The sequence below is a fragment of the Lentibacillus kimchii genome, from assembly GCF_042666895.1.
Classification (GTDB): domain Bacteria; phylum Bacillota; class Bacilli; order Bacillales; family Amphibacillaceae; genus Lentibacillus; species Lentibacillus kimchii.
Window position 1 is genome coordinate 148835 of record NZ_JBHTGR010000010.1, and the last position, 18370, is coordinate 167204.

Consider the following 18370-nt stretch of genomic DNA (forward strand, 5'->3'; position numbering starts at 1 on the left):
TAATTACGGCAAAAATGTGTAAATAATCAGCTTTGGTGATCTATTCCCGTTTTTTAGCCGAATCAATCCTAAATTTATAAAATGTTGGAGGAACCGCCTATGACTCATCATATTGGTGTGGTAGAAGATGATGCAAACATTCAGGATATCGTCAAAGCCTATTTAGAAAAAGAAGGTTTCACAATTACGGCAATGGACTCTGCGGAAGACGCATGGGAGCTGTGGGAAACCCGGCAGCCGGATATGTGGGTTCTGGATATTATGCTGCCAGGGATGGATGGCTATGAATTTTGTAAAAAAATAAGGCAGGAAAGTGATGTGCCGATTATTATCATCTCAGCCAAAGATGAGGAAATTGATAAAATCCTTGGTCTTGAGCTGGGCGGTGATGATTACTTAACGAAACCGTTCAGTCCGCGGGAATTGGTTGCACGTGTTAAACGTGTCCTGAAGCGTACCAGTCACGAGGAATCAGGTCACACACCTGACGACCGGCTCAAGTCAGGTGATTTACTGATCCATGAATCCGACCGCCGGATTTTTTGGCAGGGCGAGGAAAAGGATATCACCACCAAGGAATTCGATATGCTGCTGCTGCTGGCCCGGCATCCTAATCGGGCCTATCCGCGGGAAGAATTGCTCACGAATATTTGGGGCGAGGATTATTTTGGCAGTGACCGTGCTGTTGATGATCTGGTGAAACGCATCCGGAAAAAGCTTCATGGCATCCCACTGGAGACGGTATGGGGTTACGGCTACCGGCTGCGTCAAGATGAGGAGTCGCTATGAAACTGCAGTCACAGCTGAATTGGGCCTTTACGATTCTGCTTCTTGTTATTCTGACTGTGGCAGGCTATGTCATTTATTCCATGATTTTAGGAACGCTGATTGATAACGAACGGTCGGAACTGGACCAAAAAGGTCAGTTGCTCGTGCAGGTGCTGAACAACCAGCACTCATCGCAGGAAGGCATTGACGATTTCAGTCAGTTTTTACAAGAGCAGGATCTGCAGCTGTTTCTCTATGACCGTCAGAAAAATGGTGTGATCATGTCCACGATGCCGGATCAGTATGTGAAAAGTTTTTTAGCCCATGATTATTTTGCCAATAACCAGGAAGATTTATGGGAAGCAGGCAATAAAAAATTTGTTACCTCCCGTATTTTGCTGTCACCGGAGCGGACATCCATGGAGCTGATTTTGCTGACGCCTCTAACGGATCTGCAGGCTGTTCAGCAGGATTTCTTCAGACGTTTGCTTATTGTGTTTCTTATTGGTACTATCGCGGCTGTTCTGCTTAGTTATCTGTTAACCAGAAAACTGGTGACGCCGCTTACGCAACTGAAAAAACAGCTCAAAAAGATTGAAAAACGGCAGTTTGATGACGTCCAGCGTGTAAGAGCCACCGGTGAAATTAAAGAGGTGGAACAGAGCGTTTATGACATGGCCACAGAACTTGAACGTTATATGAAATCACAGCAGGCTTTTTTCCAGAATGCGAGCCATGAGCTGAAAACACCGCTGATGACGATTCAGGGATATGCGGAAGGTATTCGTGATGGCGTCTTTGACGAAGAGGCAAAAGAAAAGGGACTGGAACTGATGGTAACAGAAGTCGGCCGGCTTAAAACAATTATTAATGAAATGATTCTGCTGGCTAAACTGGACAGTGACCAGGCGACGTATCAGCCTGAGAAGATCCGGGCGGCTGATATTATTGACCAGGTGACCGATCGTGCTTTACCGTTGATGAATGAACAGAATGTTGAGCTGACGCACCACGTTAATGATGACAGCGTCTTTTTGGCTGATTCGGAAAAACTGCTGCAGGCGCTGTTAAATGTTACATTTAATGCGATCCGGCATGCTCATTCGCAGGTTTCCATCACGGTTGAAACTCAGATGATTAGTATTGCTGATGATGGGGAAGGTATACCTGAGGATTTTATGCCGCATATATTTCATCGCTTTGTGAAAGGGAAAAGCGGTGAAACAGGCCTTGGCCTGGCAATTGCACGGGCGGTTGTCGAGCAGTCCGGCGGCGATATAACGGTAGAAAATGCCCAGCTGGGTGGCGCCAGATTTATGATTACTTTGCCTAAGTCTGAATCTATGCTATAATGGGATAGTTTGAATTAGCTATTATGAGGAGCGTTGTCTTATGGAACTACGAGATGATTTACGTAACATCGCTATTATCGCGCACGTTGACCATGGTAAGACAACACTTGTTGACCAGATGCTGAAGTATTCGGGAACATTTCAGCAGCATGAACAAGTGGATGACCGCGCCATGGACACGGACGATCTTGAGCGGGAACGCGGGATTACGATTCTGTCGAAGAACACGGCAATTAAATATGGTGATACAACCATTAATATCCTGGATACACCGGGTCACGCGGACTTCGGTGGTGAAGTGGAACGGATTATGAAAATGGTGGATGGTGTTCTGCTAGTGGTTGATGCCTATGAAGGCAGCATGCCGCAGACACGTTTTGTGCTTAAAAAAGCACTGGAACAGAATTTGACACCGATCGTTGCTCTGAATAAAATCGATCGTCCTAATGCGCGTCCGGACGAAGTAATTGATGAGGTTCTGGACTTGTTTATCGAATTGGGAGCTGATGAACAGCAGCTGGAATTCCCTGTTGTTTATGCATCCGCCATAAACGGGACATCCAGCACAGAGTCAGATCTGGATAAGCAGGAAGAGACGATGGAGCCGGTTTTCTCTGCTGTTATGAATCATATTCCTGCACCGGTCAATACGCAGGATGAGCCTTTGCAGTTTCAGGTAACTTTGCTTGATTATAACGATTATATTGGCCGTATCGGCATTGGCCGTGTTGTACGCGGAACAATCAGTGTGGGCGATCAGGTTGTCGTCCTGAAAAAAGACGGTTCTGAGAAACGGTTCCGCATCAGCAAGCTGTTCGGGTTCATTGGCCTGAAGCGTATCGAAATTCAGCAGGCAAAAGCCGGTGACATTGTGGCTATTTCCGGTATCGATGACATTAATGTCGGTGAGACGATCTGTCCGCCAGAGCATCCGGAGGCTTTGCCAATTCTGCATATTGATGAGCCAACTCTGCAAATGACCTTTGTCACGAACAACAGTCCGTTTGTCGGCAGGGAAGGCACATATGTCACCTCCCGGCAGATTGAAGAGCGTCTGTATAAGCAGTTGGAGACGGATGTCAGTCTGGATGTGCAGCCAACGGAGACGCCGGATGCCTGGACTGTCTCAGGCCGCGGTGAACTGCACCTGTCGATTTTAATTGAAAATATGCGCCGTGAAGGCTATGAACTGCAGCTTTCCAAGCCACAGGTGATCATCAAGGAAATTGACGGGGTTAAATGTGAACCGATGGAGCACGTTCAAGTTGATGTGCCCGAAGATTATACCGGTCCTGTCATGGAATCCCTGGGCGAACGTAAAGGTGAAATGCTCGATATGGTTAACCAGGGCAATGGCCAGGTGCGCATTGAATTTAAGGTGCCATCCCGTGGTCTGATTGGCTATCCAACTGAGTTCATGACGCTGACACGCGGCTATGGTATTATTAACCATACGTTCGACTCGTTCCAGCCGCTTGTCAAAGGCTATACCGGCGGCCGCCGTGAGGGCGTGCTTGTCTCTCAGGAAGATGGCAAAGCAACAACTTACAGCATCATGCAGCTGGAAGGTCGCGGCGTGATTTTCGTTGAGCCAGGCACAGATATCTACGGTGGTATGATCGTTGGCGAGCATAGCCGGGAAAATGATTTAACAGTTAACATCACGAAAGCAAAACATTTAACGAACGTGCGCGAATCGTCCAAGGACCAGACGGCAAAAATCAAGAAAACGCGTGACATGTCACTCGAAGAAGCAATTGAATACATTGCCGAAGACGAGTATTGCGAGGTCACACCTGAATCAATCCGCCTGCGTAAGAAAGTCCTGGATGGTAACGTACGTCAGAAACAGAACAAAAAATCGCAATCAAGCTGATTGTGCAAGCTATCAACTGGCAATGGCGGGTATGCTGTTGCCAGTTTTTTTACGATAAAGGCAGGGTTCGTTTATGATAAAGCGATTAAAACGGCTCCGCTTCTTATTCACGTTTCATAAATCCATTCCCTTTCTGGTTGATTTTTTCCGCACAAACCATATCAAAAAAACAACAAAGCTGTTATATGCTGTGCTGATAATTGGCTATAGCGTCATGCCGTTTGACTTGATTCCGGATTTTCTTTTTCCTGTTGGGGCTGTTGATGATATAACTGTTGCCGTTTTTTTGCTGCAGCGAATGGTTAAGACAGCACCGGATGACTTGAAGAAAAAACATCAGTTTGACTGAGGGGCTGTCTGGTCACTGGCGAACGACTGCTTATAAAAATGATGGGATTTACAGACATCATTTGATATGATAAGTCTATGATGATTAGCAGAGTCGCTGATGGGGGAGATTTTTAAGGATGGAATGGAAGAATATTTACCGCGGTATGCTGATGGGTGCAAGCGATACGATTCCGGGTGTCAGTGGTGGCACGATTGCTGTTGTGCTTGGCATTTATGACCAGCTGATTGCCGCTATTAATGGTTTTTTGAGTAAAGACTGGAAAAAGCAGCTTGGTTTTTTAATCCCGCTGGGTCTTGGAATCGCAGCAGCCATCTTTTCGTTGAGTCATATTATCACGTGGCTGTTTAAAACGTATCCAGGACCGATCCAATTTTTCTTTTTAGGGCTTATCTTAGGCGTGTTGCCTTTTCTGTTTAATAAAGCAGAGGCTAAAACGCCATTTCAGATACAGCATTATTTGCTGCTTATCGCAAGCGTTGTGTTCGTCGGGTTATTAGGCTTTCTGGACCCCACTAGGGGAGATATTATAGAAAACCTGTCGTCGGCAGCTTATATCAGACTGTTTTTTTCTGGGGTTGTTGCCAGCAGTGCGCTTGTTTTGCCAGGCATCAGCGGCTCACTGATGTTTATGATCCTGGGTACATTTGCGACCGTCATGGGTGCTGTCAGTCAACTGCAGCTTGATGTTTTAGCTGTGACAGGTGCAGGCATTGTGATTGGGATCGTCCTGATGACCAAGATTGTCAGCTACTTTTTAAACAACTTTTATACAGGTATGTTTGCGGTTGTGATTGGCATGGTGATCGGTTCTGTCTTTGTCGTGTTTCCAGGCTGGCCGGCCGGAGCGGCATCTGTGATAACCAGTATTATAACGTTTGCAGTCGGGCTGGCAGCTGCTGCTTTGCTGGGACGGCTCGAATATAAAGCCTGAACAAACTGGAAGACATGGGGACGAGAAATCGTTACAATGAGAGCAGAATCATTTAAGGGGGAGTGACATATGAAACACATTGATACGGAAGCACAATTTAATGAGATCATTCAGTCTGAGAAGCCGGTTATCATCAAATTTTTCGCAGACTGGTGCCCGGATTGTAAACGCATGAACATGTTCATCGGGGATGTGATGGAGGACTTCGATAGCTATGAATGGTATGAAATCAATACCGATGAAGTCGAAGGCATTGGCGAAAAATACGATGTGATGGGTATTCCGAGCATCCTGGTTTTCCAAAAGGGCGAGAAGATAGGCCATCAGCACAGTGCCGATACCAAAACACCCGAGTCTGTCAGCAGCTTTTTGGAGCAGCAGCTGGCCTAGCACGGGGCAGTTAAACAAACGTTTGATCAATGCTTGTCAGAGAGCGTATCCCGTCCGGGAACGCTCTCTTTTAGCCTATGTAATGATATAACGCACATCTTTTGAATGCTGTAAGTCTGCATTTTCCAGGTGGGCTATATGATCATTGAATGTTATCTGATAAATCGCTGAAAATGTGTTAAGGTCTGTTACCGGAACCGCGAGTTTGCGGATCGTCTTATTATTAATGAGTCCCGAATCCTCGGGTGTGTTGCTTCCGTCACTCCATTCAATCAAGAAAGGCAGTATCTCCATCTCCGCTTCGGGGAACAGCATTTGCCATTCCAGCAGGCTGCCATCAGGTCTGCTGCGGCTGCCGGGAATAGGACCGGTGTATGGCATCCCCGCCTGTTTAAGATTTTCCACAGCGTCGTCCATATCCTGCGTCCTAAGGGCATACTGAATCGGCCCTTCCTGCCCCTCTGCTAACCTTTGGAACAGTAAATGGACTAATGGGTTGTCAGCTCTCGCTGCAGTTGCTTCGTCGAAAATACCGAGCCATTCAATATAGCAGTCATTGCGGAAAAAAGCGAGATAGTTGTACGTTCCCCAGCTTGTATGTTTTCCGCCTTCCGTAATCGTAACACCGTGGTCCTGTGCAAACCTTTCTGCTGCTTTCTCTGGATTTTTGGCAGCGATGACAATGTGGTCAATTGCAAGCATGAAATCTCCCTCCTAACGTTATTTTAAGCCTAAACAGCCATTATGGGAAGCGTTAACCTAAGCTGCTGACTGTTAAATGTGTTTATTCGAATAGATGATTCACAGGATACGTTTAAATTGACAAGCTGGCGGGTATGAAAGTATTGGTTACATTCATACTAAAGGACCAGAGGTGAATGAGCAATGCAACAGCAGGAAGTGGTTGTTTATATCAGCAGCAACAGCCCGCGGTGCAGCAAACTGGTCGATGACTTATCCGAGGCGGCTATTGTCTATCAGGCGAAAAATGTTACCGACCATCCTGAATATCTGGACCAGCTGCATGAACAGGGCGTGTTCGGGACGCCTGTTACGTATGTCGATGATGATCCCGTATTAGGAATGCAGATTAATAAAATTAAGCATAAATTAGGTATCGCAGATCATTATCAGTCACACCGGCATTTTGACGGCAATTAATGATCGGCACACATTTTATTCGTTTGCATACATTAAATATGAAAGTGTGTGATGCATGCCGGATAAATCTGCTTCATTTGTTACTGCCATTTCATCCTAAATTATCCTCTCTGAATACTTTCTGCGAACGCTCTCCGTCCGGTTATTTGCCGGGCTGATGATAATTGAAACAGGCCACATAGCGGTTATGATCTGTTCGCGCATAAAGGCATTGCAAATCGAGAAAATAAAGGTATAGCGGTGTTAAGGAGACGAACGATGATGATCGGATGTTTAATCGTACATGGCTATACAGGGAGTCCGTATGAGGTGGCTCCTTTGGCTGATTACTTACGGGAACACACGGACTGGCAGGTGGATGTTCCCACACTGCCGGGGCACGGGCTTGAACTGACATTGAAGTATGTCACATATCAGCATTGGCTGGCAGCAGCTGAAAATGCTTTGAAACAGCTGGAGGAAAAAGCTGACACGATTTATCTGATCGGGTTCTCCATGGGTGGCATGATTGCAGCCTACCTGGCTTCAAAACATATGGTTGCCAAATTGGTCCTGCTGGCACCATCAGGTAAATATTTAGCGTTCCGAAAGGTTATGAAGGATCTTAGAGGCATTGCGGCCGACGGCTTCAAGGGGAATATTGAGCAAAACAGGCTTTATCTGTATTCGAAGTATAAATGGGGAACGGTCCCCCTGAAAGCCAACATTGAATTTCTGAAACTTGTCAGGTTTACCCGCCAATTTTTAGGTAAGGTAATGTCACCTGTCTTAATCGCACATGGACAGCAGGATATCATCGTTCCCTACCAAACAGGCTACTACATGGATAAGAAAATTGCCTCAGAGCAAAAGAAAATCGTGCTGTTTGATCAATCCGGCCATATGCTCTGTCTAGGTGATGATTGTGCCATCCTGAACCGAATGGTGTACAGATTTCTGAATGGCTAAAAAAGGAGGAAGCTCACGACAGCTTCCTCCTTTTTTGCTGTCTCAGTCTTTAAAAAAGGAAATGACTAAGCCGCCTTCACCTGCGTGTGTGGCAATGACGGGGCTCATTTCTGCCAGATGCGTGTCGCTGAAAGGATACGTCTGTTTTATTCGTTCCAGTACACTTTTAGCCCGTTCCTCCGTGCGGTAATGTGACATAGTCAGCATTTTGCCTTCAGCATGCTTCATAGACTCGCCAATCTGTTCGATAAACCGGCGAATGGCTTTTTTGTCACCACGTACTTTCTCCGATACCGCAATCGCACCATTGGCATCACTCTTCATCAGTGCTTTGATGCTGAGTGTTTTGGCAATGGTTCCTTTGACACGGCTGAGACGCCCGCCAAGGATCAGATTTTCCAGTGTTTTCAGCACGAACAGGGTATTGGTTTGTTCAACACGTTCATGTAGATGCAGCCTTAGCTGGTCATACGAATAATGTTCTTCTAGTTTCGTACCGGCTTCACGCAGCAGCAATGCGATGCCGCAGGATGCCGTTTTGGTATTGATGACCTCGATTTGCCTGTCCGGTTCTTCTTCCAAAAGCATCTGTTTAGCGTGGACAGCATTGTCGTAAGTGGTGCTCAGACCTCGGGACAGACTGAGCATTATAATCGGGTCAGCCGGATCTGTTTGTTTGAATGCCTGGTAATAATCGTGCGGGCTCGCTGCGGATGACTGCGGCACTTTGTCCGATTCAGCCATCGTTTGATTAAATGTTTTCCCATTAATCAGCGCGTCGGATTTGTATTCCTCAGTCCCGAAATGCAAATATAACGGGACGGTGCGAATGGCCAGTTCATGGCTGAGCCGTTCAGGAATATCCGCCCCGCCATCAGTCATTAATTGAATAGGCATAGTCTCCCCCAATCCTGGTCAGTTGTGTTCTTATTATATCAGGTTTGGAGATGATGGGAAGCAAAAATGTCCCAAATTGCTGAAAAAGATGGCCATTTGGGGAAGGATGCTTGTCTCAGTTCCGTTCGGATAATGTGACCTTGCGTTTTTTGGTTGTGCTCATGATGAATAAAAATAAACCGAACAGAACGATGGAACCGCCGAGCCACTGCGACCAGGTAATCGTCTCACCCAAGACGAAATAGGCAAGAATGGATGCACCCACCGGCTCGAAGACAATCCCCATCGAGATCGTGGACGTGCTCAGCCACTTCAAGGCCCAGTTAAACAGACTGTGACCAAGGAAGGTCGGAAAGATGGCCAGACCCAAAAACACAAGCCAGTGATCGGCAGGGTAACCGAAAAAGGCGTTGCCGGCAAACAGATTATATATAATCAGCGTCAGCGAACTGATGCCGTACACAATAAATGTATATGTCATCAGTGACAGATGTTTTCTGGCTTGCTGACCCATGAGGAAGTAACCCGTAATCAAAACAGCCCCTAAGAGCGCGAGTATGTCACCAAACAAAGCAATGCCGCTTACCTGAAAATCGCCCCAGCTGATAATGACGCTTCCCAGTAAAGCAATGATCATACTGATGATAGCCCCATAGGAAAACCGTTCTTTAAAAAACAGATAGGTTCCTAAAAAGGCAAATATCGGCTGCAATGTCACGAGGACGACAGAGCTGGCAACAGATGTATAGTCCAGTGACTCGAACCAGAAAATAAAGTGAAACGCCAGGAAGATGCCGGCAAGAGCTGACAGCAGCCAGTCCAATTTACGAATCAGCTGAAATTCGTGCCGGCTTTTTAGCAGGACGAAAGGTGCCATGATGATGACTGCTAAAAGCAGACGGTGATTGGCAATGATGGCAGAAGGCGCCTGATCAGCAAGTTTAACGAGCACCGCAGATGTCGACACCGATGCCACACCAATAACCACCGCGACATATGGATTAATCGGAGGGATACGCATAATGAGCCTCCTTTAGACTTGTTCAATGACGAATCCTGTTTATTTTACCATGTTAAACATAAAAAATCATATGAAAGAGTGGATATTATTGCAATAACTGTGTTATGATTAACTGACGGCTTTACATGGATGAGTTTTCGTGCAAAGTTTTTCCATAAACGGAAAAGCTTTTTTTACAAACACTAACGTCTAATGATGGTTGACCTTATGAACACTTCCGTTGTACGCGGGATGATGCGAGGCGAACAGCTGGGATTTGCCAGCACTGATCAACCATCAAACCGTACATTTGAATTAAAGGAGTAGAGTTATAAGGTGACCACATTTAAAGAACTTAATATATCACAGCCTATTATGAAATCTTTGGAGAAAATGGGTTTTGAAGAATCAACGTCAATTCAGGCTGAGACCATCCCCCTTGCTATGCAGGGTCAGGATGTTATCGGCCAGGCACAGACAGGAACAGGGAAGACGGCCGCTTTCGGCATTCCGATGATCGAAAAAATTGACCCGTCTCAGCGAAAAATTCAGGGACTTATTATCGCGCCAACACGTGAGCTGGCTGTTCAGGTAGCAGAAGAGATCAATCGTCTGGGACAAGCAAAAGGTGTCCGGTCGATGTCGGTCTATGGCGGCCAGCCAATGGGACGGCAAATCCGCGCTCTGAAAGATGGTCCAAGCATTGTTGTTGCAACACCCGGCCGGCTGCTTGACCATATACGGCGCAATACGATCCGTACGGCCGATATTAAGACGACCGTTCTGGACGAAGCGGATGAAATGCTCGATATGGGCTTCATCGAAGACATTCGTGATATTCTGAAAAACATACCGGATACACGGCAGACCCTGCTATTTTCAGCAACGATGCCAAAGGAAATCCGTGATATCGCGACAAACTTGATGAATGACCCGACAGAGGTCAAGATGAAAGAGAAAAAAATGACCGTTGAAAACATTGATCAGTACTTCATCGAAATTCCTGAAAAACAGAAATTTGATACGCTGACCAATCATTTGGATTATTATTCGCCCCAGCTTGCCATCGTTTTCTGCCGCACCAAAAAGCGGGTTGACGAAATTGCCGATGGCTTGCAGACAAGAGGTTTCCGCGCGGAAGGGATTCATGGCGACCTCACGCAGGGCAAACGGATGAATGTACTGAATAAATTTAAAAACAGCCGTGTCGACGTACTGGTGGCGACGGATGTCGCGGCCCGCGGACTGGATATTTCCGGTGTGACGCATGTCTACAACTTTGATATCCCGCAGGATCCGGAAGGCTATGTTCATCGTATCGGACGTACCGGCAGAGCAGGCCGTACTGGTGAAGCGGTATCGTTTATAACACCGCGGGAAATGGCACATTTGAATGTCATTGAAAAAGTGACCAAAAGTAAAATTCAGCGGATGGCACCGCCGACGAATCAGGAAGCAAAACGCGGTCAGCAGCAGGCAGCAGCTGATAAGATGCGGAAGAATATTGAAAAACAGCCGCTGGAAGATTATTATGAGACCGCCAGCGAATTGCTGCAGGACTATGATTCGAAAACAGTTGTGGCAGCTGCCCTTAAAATGATGACGAAAGAACGCCGCAATATACCGGTCAACATATCGTCTATTCAGCCCATCAGTGTCAAAAAAGGACAGCAGGGCAAAAATAAAAAAGGCGGACCACCCAATAAGAAATACTACGGGAAACGCGGACAGAGCGGACGTAACCAGGGAGGCCGCAACCAGGGCGGACGCAACAATCGCAAAGGCAATTATCAAAAACGCCCAAGCAGCAAATCACATTATTAAGTAAAAAGCTCCTTCTTTACAGTAAGTAGTTCACTTACTGTGGAGAAAAGGCGAAATAACAATGCAATTAGTATACAAAATAACACCCGTTTTAGTATGACTTTAAAACGAAAAAAATCGCTCATATCAATTGAGCGATTTTTATAATATATTTGCTTTGTTGTTGTTACACAAACGCGCCCCTTTGCTTAACTTTGAGTATGGCTTCTATTTATTAATTGTTTTACGCATTCGACTAAGGCTAAAAGAGAAAAAATAGCCATAACTATGCCATAAATGTAAGCGTCATTTGAAAAGTTTAAGAATGCTACAAGAGCGCATAAAACAGACGAAATAATTAACGCTATTTGATTCAAGTTATCACCCCTTTAAATAATTCGACAATATGGCCCGATTCAGGCACAGTGTTTCTTCAACAGCTGCGCCCGTTTGTTTAATACAATACTTTACTCGGTTTTATCCATAAGTCATTAATTTTCTAGCTGTATTTATTATTCACCATATCTTTAATCTTAGGGAATTTAAAAAGCAAAATAAGCGTTAACAACGTGACCACAGATAGAGAGCCTAAAAAGTTATGTTTGAAATTAATCATATCGAACCACATTTGGCTCGCCCAAAACAATACAACTAACATCACTAAATAAGGAAAAAACATCATAAAATAAAATCCTGTTCCTTTTCCAAGTTTGAAAAGTGATTTCCATTTATCTCCATTCATTTTAAAGACCTTTCCTACTGCGAAGAAAGACAATAACAATACGCCGATGTAGAACACAGAGCCTATGATATCCAACATAATAAACGAAACAATAAACAGAAGTAAACTCAATGTCATCACCTTCACTTTTATTAAATAATATGGCACCGATTCATGCATAGCGCTTATTCAACAACTGCGCCCAATTAATGAACAAGCAATCAAGAACTAATCTTGATATATTTTTTGTGCTTCATATTTAAATCCTTGATACTTATAATTTTGTTTTTTGTACATTTCCTTTGGGGTATCTTCTCCGTCGGCTACTAATATGACAATCCTTTCCGGAAATGAATCCATTACAAATTTTTGTAACCGGCTTCCTATTCCTTTGTTCCGAAATGATTCGTCAACCGTAAGATTATCAATTTCTACCGTTTCATCAGAGATAATAACATCTACATAGCCTGCTGGGGATTCTTTATAAAAAGCTAAAACTTGCTGAATGTCTTGACCTTCAAACTGACGTTTTATAAGGTTAGCCTTCTGATCTGCAAATTCCCTTCCAAACTCCAAATCATTCCTATATTGTAGGTCAAGATTTACTGCCAAATTTTTATTTGTCACTTTTTCAATATCTATATCTGGATTGTTTTCGACCGAAGGAAATTGTTTAGGCTGAATAGCATACAGTTCTTGAAAACCTATTTCATAGCCCATATCAGTTAGATATATATTTAATTCTTCTGACGGTTTTATATTCACGGGAAAATAAAATTTTAAATGCCTTTGACCTCTTTTAAAATGATACTCCCTCAAGTATATTTCGACCCTTTTAAATTCAGTTAATGACGGTAAAACTTTAAATTCAATGAAATTGCTATCGTAACTGATTAACATATCAGGATAATGAAAATGTCTATAAAGGGCATTCTCAGTCGCTATGTTTCCTAGTGTATAAATGTTTTCAAATGTTATTTGTTGCATCTGTAATCTCCCTTATTTAGGTTACACACCCCTATTTACTATCTAACAAGTTATTCAACAATATGGCCCGTTTGTTACAATAAAGGCAACTCTAATTAAGTCATTTCAATATTTATGTTATTTTCCTTGATTTTAACATATGAACACAATGAATAATTACAGAATACAGATAAAATTTATACAATTTAAAAAGTAATAGATAGTTCGCATACGAATTTACACCGTAATTCACAGTTATTTTAGCATAGTAAATAGATGACAAAATAACTCGATAACAATATATTTAGCATACCAATTGATATGTTAGTTGGTATGCTAAATATATTGTTATTTTAGATTTTCCCCACGGTAAGTGAACTACTTATCTTTACAGGAGCTTTTTTTTAATGTGACCAGCCAATCGACGTGGAAGCCTGATGAGGCGGAGCGCAGCATCTATGGGCCAGGGCACACCTCACTTACAGCAGCGATCTCTCACCGGATGTATTGTTCAGGAAGTTTGGCTTATTTTTCCGCGAATTGTATTAAAATAACTGATAATTTGGTAATATGAATTCGTGTAGCAGTAAGCGGATGTATTTTAATAGTAATGGAGTGATGCTATGCGACAGCCACCGATGAACCGGATTGCGCCGGATGCCATTAAGGCGTGGCGAATAACGGCGGTGATAGGTGAAGCTATTCTCTGGCTCATCACGATCGCTCTTTTCGTTCTGGCCAATATATATAATTTTTCTTATTGGTTCGGGGGAGCGGTTGCTATACTGAGTGGTGTCACCACCCTTGTTACAGTATTTTTGCTGCCGGTATTGCGCTGGCGGCGGTGGCGCTATGAGGTGTTTGACCAGGAAATCTATATCCAGCACGGTATTTTGATTGTCTCACAAACCATAGTCCCGATGATCCGTGTCCAGCACGTTGATACCAAACAGGGACCGATCCTGAAAAAGTATGATCTGGCCAGTCTGGAGATTTCCACAGCGGCTACGACGCATGAAATTCCAGCGCTGCTTGAAGAGAACGCCTCGGATTTACGGGACAGGATATCAGCACTTGCAAGGGTGGATGAAGATGATGTCTGAAGCAAAACGACTACACCCGGTATCGATTTTATTTGATTTAATTTTCTCTGTACGTCAATTTATCCTGCCAATTATTATAGGTTTTTTCTCATTCCGGAACGATTCACTGGTTTATTATCTGCTGGCTCTGGCCGGCTTGCTGCTGTTGTATTTTGTTATTGCTATTATCGTTTGGTACCGCTTTACCTATCGGGTAGTGGATGATGAATTGCGGATTGAACACGGTGTTTTCGTTCGGAAAAAACGTCATATTTCCAAAAATCGAATTCAATCAATTGACTTGACTTCAGGTATTATCCACAGAATTTTCCATTTAACCAAAGTGGAAATCGAAACAGCTGGAACCGGCATGGAAGCAGAAGCATCGCTCAGTGCCGTCAAACGGGCAGAAGGTGAAGCCCTGAGACGGGAGTTGAAGTCGGGTGATACCGGAGCGGCAGTGAATGATGAGCTGGATAACGAGACATCTGAACAGCCGGAGCGGCCGCACAGCGCCATCAGTCCGAAACGTCTGTTTATCGCTGCGACAACCTCCGGAAGTGTTGGCGTCATCATAGTTTTTGCATTGACCGGTTTTTCCCAGTTTGAACAGTTTATCCCTGAGGAGACTTTTAAGAGCACGTTTAACTGGGCTATTGGGCTGGGTTTGGTTATTATCATTACCTTGGCTGTTTTGTTTCTGTTATTGCTATGGCTCTTGGGCATCGCGGGGACGATTATTAAATATGGCAAATTCACCATTACCCGGAATGAACAGGAATTATTTATTACGCGCGGTCTGCTTGAGAAAAAGCAAATTACCATTCCTTTGAGACGCATTCAGGCTATCGGTATTCAGGAAACTATCATCCGGCAGCCGCTCGGCTATGTCACGGTTTTCGCGGAAATTGCCGGTGGATCCATGGATAGGGGTGAGGACTTTTCGTCCATTTTGTTTCCGATTATGAAAGAGGAAGAGGTCAATGACTTCTTGGCAGTCTTCTTGCCGGAGTATGCCGGTGTTGACTATGATTTAAGACCGCTGCCAAAGCGTGCCCGGAAGTTTTATATGCTGCGTGCTTCCTGGCCGTTTTTGTTGCTAATCGCGGCCGTCGGCTGGCTGTTTCTCAAATTTATCTGGATACCAGTCGTTCTGCTCGTTATCGGCGGCATTGGTTTAGGCTGGCTGCGTCACCGGGATGGCGGTTTTAAGGTGACAGGAAAGCGTGTGACGATTCGGTATCGCGGCCTTTTGAGCCGGAATACGGTCTTAATGTATCATAAGCGGATTCAGGCCTATGAAAAGAAACAGCACAAACTGCAAAAATGGCAAAACTTGGCCACTGCTAATTTTTCCATTATCGGAACCATGGGAGCTGGCACGCATTTCACCGTGAAGGATTTGGCTGTGTCGGATACCCATGTGCTGTCGGACTGGTATTCCCGGCAGCGGACACGTACAGACAACTAGAAAAGAGGCTGGAACAAAAAACGTATTCAATATCAAACAAAGCTCGAACAACCAGATTAAACCGGCAGAGCCAGTCAACCGCTCCGGAAATAGCCATCGTTTTCCGCGGGCGGCTGGCGATCCTCCCACTCTTTTAGTTGGTGTAATACTTATTTGGATATCGAAAAAGCTTATCTAATAATAACAATGGCTATCCTAAAGAACATTTACACAGCGCAATGAATAAAGGTGAGGATTTTATGTATATCATTCCAATTCTTTTGTTTATCGCAATATCATCTATATTTATTTTAGTGATCTTTATTGCTACTAAAATTATTACGACAGATAAAATACCAAGAAGCTATTATACGCCTTTGGAAGCAATATACGGACAGGGTAAAGAATTCCACGAAGAAGTGCAGCAGGAGGAACAGGAAGAAGAGGACGAAAAAGGTGACGATAAAAACAAAAATGCTGAATATCGTAAATGACTTAAAGCACTTAGCAAAAACATAAAAATAGGGAAACTAACCAGAACTGTTCCAGAAACGGGTGCAATTCTAAAAATTATGCCGTTATCGGGCCATATTGTTACAGGGAGGATTAAACTTGGGACCAATACACTTTTACTTGGAAGTATTAGAGGCAATTGCCTTGGGAGTGTTCACTCTTGGTTCAGGTATCTATCTTAAAGAATTAAATACCAATAAGAAACAAAGAAAACTTTCAACTTTCGAATACACAATGTACATACTTATTGGAGCAGCATTTCTGGTTATTATAATTAAATATTTAACTGATCCCATTCTTGAATAATATCTGTATTGAAATCGTATTCAACTATCGGGGCGCTTTCGCTGAATAAATTCTGTGCCCGTTGTGGCTTTACAGGGATATTCTGTTTAACAAAAGTATCCCCATTAACAGAAAAGAGGGTGACAATTTTATCTTCAAATTTGCTTTTATTATTTTGATACTTATTGTTTGCGGTGTAATCATTGCTAGATTAAGTGGATTTATAGTGCGTACTATAAGAAATTTTTTTAAATAAATACTACGACCGGGCGCGATTGCGGCATAGCGGTGTTCCAGAATTGGGCCAGATTGTGTAGTAAGGTTGAAATAATGAGAGGGGGAAACGCCGCTGTGAAATACTTATTGTACGGTATAATTATTGTTGTATTAATATTTTTTATATTGGAGTTATCAGGATATAATCCTTTTTATGTTATCACAGCTTTTGAATGGATAACGCGTTACATATTCCCTTGGATAGCCTTATATTGGTTTATTCAATTTGTAAGAAATCAAAAAAATAATTGAGTTTAAGTGTTCCAGAAACGGGTGCGATTCTAAAAATTATGCTGTTATGGGGCCAGATTGCAGAAGAGTTATTAACTAGGGGGAGCTTATGTTTAAGATATTTATATCTATCTTATCACCAATTATTGTAATCATTTCTGCCTATCAACTCATTACAGATAACTTTGAACTTCAGTCGCTTGTGATGTTGTTGTTAAGCTTACTGATGCTAGTATTGGGGCTCGAACAATTTCGTATTAATAAAAAATTACTTGGTTGGTTGCTTATAGCTGTTTTTTTATTTATTTTATTCGTATCAATACAGGGGTTTGTATTAAATTAGCGGGAGCATGGTATATATGAGTAGTGATTCAATCATCCGAATGTGGGAGAACTTTAGAAAGAACAACTCGAATGCACCGGAAAGTTATGAAGCGTGGGCATTTGGTGATTCTAAGGAAATGGCAGATGAGCTTGCAGAATTAGTTGTTAATGGTGTAAAAACAGCGACAGCCTCCAATTATTCAATGTATGATGAAAATGAGCCATTACCGTACGTTGGTCTTCACAATATTATTCTTGATGGGGATGGGAATGCCGTAGCAGTTGTCGAAAATACTTCTGTTGAAATTATTCCCTTTGATGAAGTTACTGTAGAGCACGCCTATTTAGAGGGTGAAGGTGATCGTACGTTGAAGTATTGGCGTGATGCACACGAAGACTTTTTCAAGAAAGAATTTGAAGAAACTGATCAAGAATTTCATCATAAAATACCAGTTGTGTGTGAAAGATTCAAATTAAAATATAGGGAATAAATTGCGTTAAGTCTTCTACGGAACAAGAACAAGTGTATTATGAAATGTTAGGAGTACTTGAAAAAGTCTAAATGTAATTCCTGTGTAGAGAAATTAAACCAGGTGAATTTATGTCAGTATTAGTGAAATCTCCAACAAAAGGTCACGTAGGAAGAACATATGCGATTATTAAAAAGTGGGTTAAAACAACTGATGGGGCTATTTACTGCAAGGACTGTTTCGAAAATAAATATGAGTCATAGTTTAACAAACTGGCGCATATCCGGAATAATAAATGAAAACAAGCCATTAAAAACACATTTACTTTGAATCCTGGAATGACTTGCCTCTATTAATAAGGGCGCAATAGTAAAAGAGTAAATGAGAAGGAAGGAAAATAAATGAATTTAGTAATTTTAATTTTAATCTTCGCTGGTATTTTTGCCGTATTTGATGCAATAAGAAAAGTTAAGGGGGCGTCAATAATTTTGTGTAAATGACCCTATCCCTTTTGAATTTAGTTAGCCAGTGTTTTAGTCGTTTAAACTTGTTCCTCCAGCGATTCAAACATCTG

The 18370-nt window shown here is 43.2% G+C and carries 19 protein-coding genes; 15 read left to right on the forward strand and 4 right to left on the reverse strand.

Annotated elements, in window-relative coordinates:
• Window positions 1–99 precede the first annotated feature (99 nt).
• The 6 genes from ACFQU8_RS06515 to ACFQU8_RS06540 all read left to right on the forward strand — a co-directional run bounded on the left by ACFQU8_RS06515 (window position 100) and on the right by ACFQU8_RS06540 (window position 5669).
• The gene (locus ACFQU8_RS06515) at window positions 100–789 is read left to right on the forward strand and encodes a response regulator transcription factor (RefSeq protein WP_382358385.1); all 690 of its coding nucleotides are present in this window, start codon (window positions 100–102) and stop codon (window positions 787–789) included.
• Window positions 786–2120: a sensor histidine kinase gene (locus ACFQU8_RS06520; RefSeq protein ID WP_382358386.1), complete on the forward strand. Its 1335-nt coding sequence runs from the start codon at window positions 786–788 to the stop codon at window positions 2118–2120. The genes ACFQU8_RS06515 and ACFQU8_RS06520 overlap by 4 nt, the downstream gene beginning before the upstream one ends.
• 40 nt (window positions 2121–2160) lie before the next feature.
• On the forward strand, window positions 2161–3996 hold the full coding sequence (gene typA, locus ACFQU8_RS06525; RefSeq protein ID WP_382358387.1) for a translational GTPase TypA: 1836 nt from the start codon (window positions 2161–2163) through the stop codon (window positions 3994–3996).
• A 73-nt stretch (window positions 3997–4069) separates the two neighbouring features.
• On the forward strand, window positions 4070–4345 hold the full coding sequence (locus ACFQU8_RS06530; protein WP_382358388.1) for a YkvA family protein: 276 nt from the start codon (window positions 4070–4072) through the stop codon (window positions 4343–4345).
• Between the two features lie 118 nt (window positions 4346–4463).
• On the forward strand, window positions 4464–5279 hold the full coding sequence (locus ACFQU8_RS06535; RefSeq protein WP_382358389.1) for a DUF368 domain-containing protein: 816 nt from the start codon (window positions 4464–4466) through the stop codon (window positions 5277–5279).
• Window positions 5280–5348: 69 nt separating this feature from the next.
• The gene (locus tag ACFQU8_RS06540; protein ID WP_382358390.1) at window positions 5349–5669 is read left to right on the forward strand and encodes a thioredoxin family protein; all 321 of its coding nucleotides are present in this window, start codon (window positions 5349–5351) and stop codon (window positions 5667–5669) included.
• A gap of 75 nt (window positions 5670–5744) precedes the next feature.
• Here ACFQU8_RS06540 and ACFQU8_RS06545 read toward each other — a convergent pair whose 3' ends face one another.
• Window positions 5745–6371, reverse strand: coding sequence for a VOC family protein (locus ACFQU8_RS06545; RefSeq protein WP_382358391.1), 627 nt, complete (start codon window positions 6369–6371; stop codon window positions 5745–5747).
• A 183-nt stretch (window positions 6372–6554) separates the two neighbouring features.
• On the opposite strand from ACFQU8_RS06545, the gene ACFQU8_RS06550 reads away from it, so the two are divergent.
• Together ACFQU8_RS06550 and ACFQU8_RS06555 are read left to right on the forward strand one after the other, a co-directional pair.
• Window positions 6555–6830 (forward strand): glutaredoxin family protein, encoded by a 276-nt coding sequence (locus ACFQU8_RS06550; protein ID WP_382358392.1) that lies wholly within the window; start codon window positions 6555–6557, stop codon window positions 6828–6830.
• Window positions 6831–7088: 258 nt separating this feature from the next.
• The gene (locus tag ACFQU8_RS06555) at window positions 7089–7778 is read left to right on the forward strand and encodes an alpha/beta hydrolase (RefSeq protein ID WP_382358393.1); all 690 of its coding nucleotides are present in this window, start codon (window positions 7089–7091) and stop codon (window positions 7776–7778) included.
• A 42-nt stretch (window positions 7779–7820) separates the two neighbouring features.
• Here ACFQU8_RS06555 and ACFQU8_RS06560 read toward each other — a convergent pair whose 3' ends face one another.
• The gene (locus ACFQU8_RS06560; protein ID WP_382358394.1) at window positions 7821–8675 is read right to left on the reverse strand and encodes a DegV family protein; all 855 of its coding nucleotides are present in this window, start codon (window positions 8673–8675) and stop codon (window positions 7821–7823) included.
• A gap of 115 nt (window positions 8676–8790) precedes the next feature.
• Window positions 8791–9696: a DMT family transporter gene (locus ACFQU8_RS06565; RefSeq protein WP_382358395.1), complete on the reverse strand. Its 906-nt coding sequence runs from the start codon at window positions 9694–9696 to the stop codon at window positions 8791–8793.
• Between the two features lie 315 nt (window positions 9697–10011).
• Here ACFQU8_RS06565 and ACFQU8_RS06570 point away from each other — a divergent pair, with 315 nt between their 5' ends.
• Window positions 10012–11499 carry a DEAD/DEAH box helicase gene (locus ACFQU8_RS06570; RefSeq protein ID WP_382358396.1) on the forward strand — a complete coding sequence of 496 codons (1488 nt, stop codon included), beginning with the start codon at window positions 10012–10014 and terminating at the stop codon, window positions 11497–11499.
• 928 nt (window positions 11500–12427) lie between these two features.
• Here ACFQU8_RS06570 and ACFQU8_RS06575 read toward each other — a convergent pair.
• Entirely contained in the window at window positions 12428–13186 is a 759-nt protein-coding gene (locus tag ACFQU8_RS06575; protein WP_382358397.1) for a GNAT family N-acetyltransferase, read from the reverse strand.
• A 602-nt stretch (window positions 13187–13788) separates the two neighbouring features.
• On the opposite strand from ACFQU8_RS06575, the gene ACFQU8_RS06580 reads away from it, so the two are divergent.
• The 6 genes from ACFQU8_RS06580 (at window position 13789) to ACFQU8_RS06605 (ending at window position 17817) form a co-directional block, all read left to right on the forward strand.
• The gene (locus tag ACFQU8_RS06580) at window positions 13789–14268 is read left to right on the forward strand and encodes a PH domain-containing protein (protein ID WP_382358398.1); all 480 of its coding nucleotides are present in this window, start codon (window positions 13789–13791) and stop codon (window positions 14266–14268) included.
• A complete protein-coding gene (locus ACFQU8_RS06585) occupies window positions 14261–15718 on the forward strand; it encodes a PH domain-containing protein (RefSeq protein WP_382358399.1) in 1458 nt (485 codons plus the stop codon). Before ACFQU8_RS06580 ends, ACFQU8_RS06585 begins: the two co-directional genes overlap by 8 nt.
• A 218-nt stretch (window positions 15719–15936) precedes the next feature.
• The gene (locus tag ACFQU8_RS06590) at window positions 15937–16191 is read left to right on the forward strand and encodes a DUF3951 domain-containing protein (RefSeq protein WP_382358400.1); all 255 of its coding nucleotides are present in this window, start codon (window positions 15937–15939) and stop codon (window positions 16189–16191) included.
• Window positions 16192–16309: 118 nt separating this feature from the next.
• Window positions 16310–16516 carry a hypothetical protein gene (locus ACFQU8_RS06595; protein ID WP_382358401.1) on the forward strand — a complete coding sequence of 69 codons (207 nt, stop codon included), beginning with the start codon at window positions 16310–16312 and terminating at the stop codon, window positions 16514–16516.
• A gap of 691 nt (window positions 16517–17207) precedes the next feature.
• Window positions 17208–17345, forward strand: coding sequence for a DUF3953 domain-containing protein (locus ACFQU8_RS06600; RefSeq protein WP_382358411.1), 138 nt, complete (start codon window positions 17208–17210; stop codon window positions 17343–17345).
• A gap of 16 nt (window positions 17346–17361) precedes the next feature.
• Window positions 17362–17817 carry an ASCH domain-containing protein gene (locus ACFQU8_RS06605; RefSeq protein ID WP_382358402.1) on the forward strand — a complete coding sequence of 152 codons (456 nt, stop codon included), beginning with the start codon at window positions 17362–17364 and terminating at the stop codon, window positions 17815–17817.
• Window positions 17818–18370 lie beyond the last annotated feature (553 nt).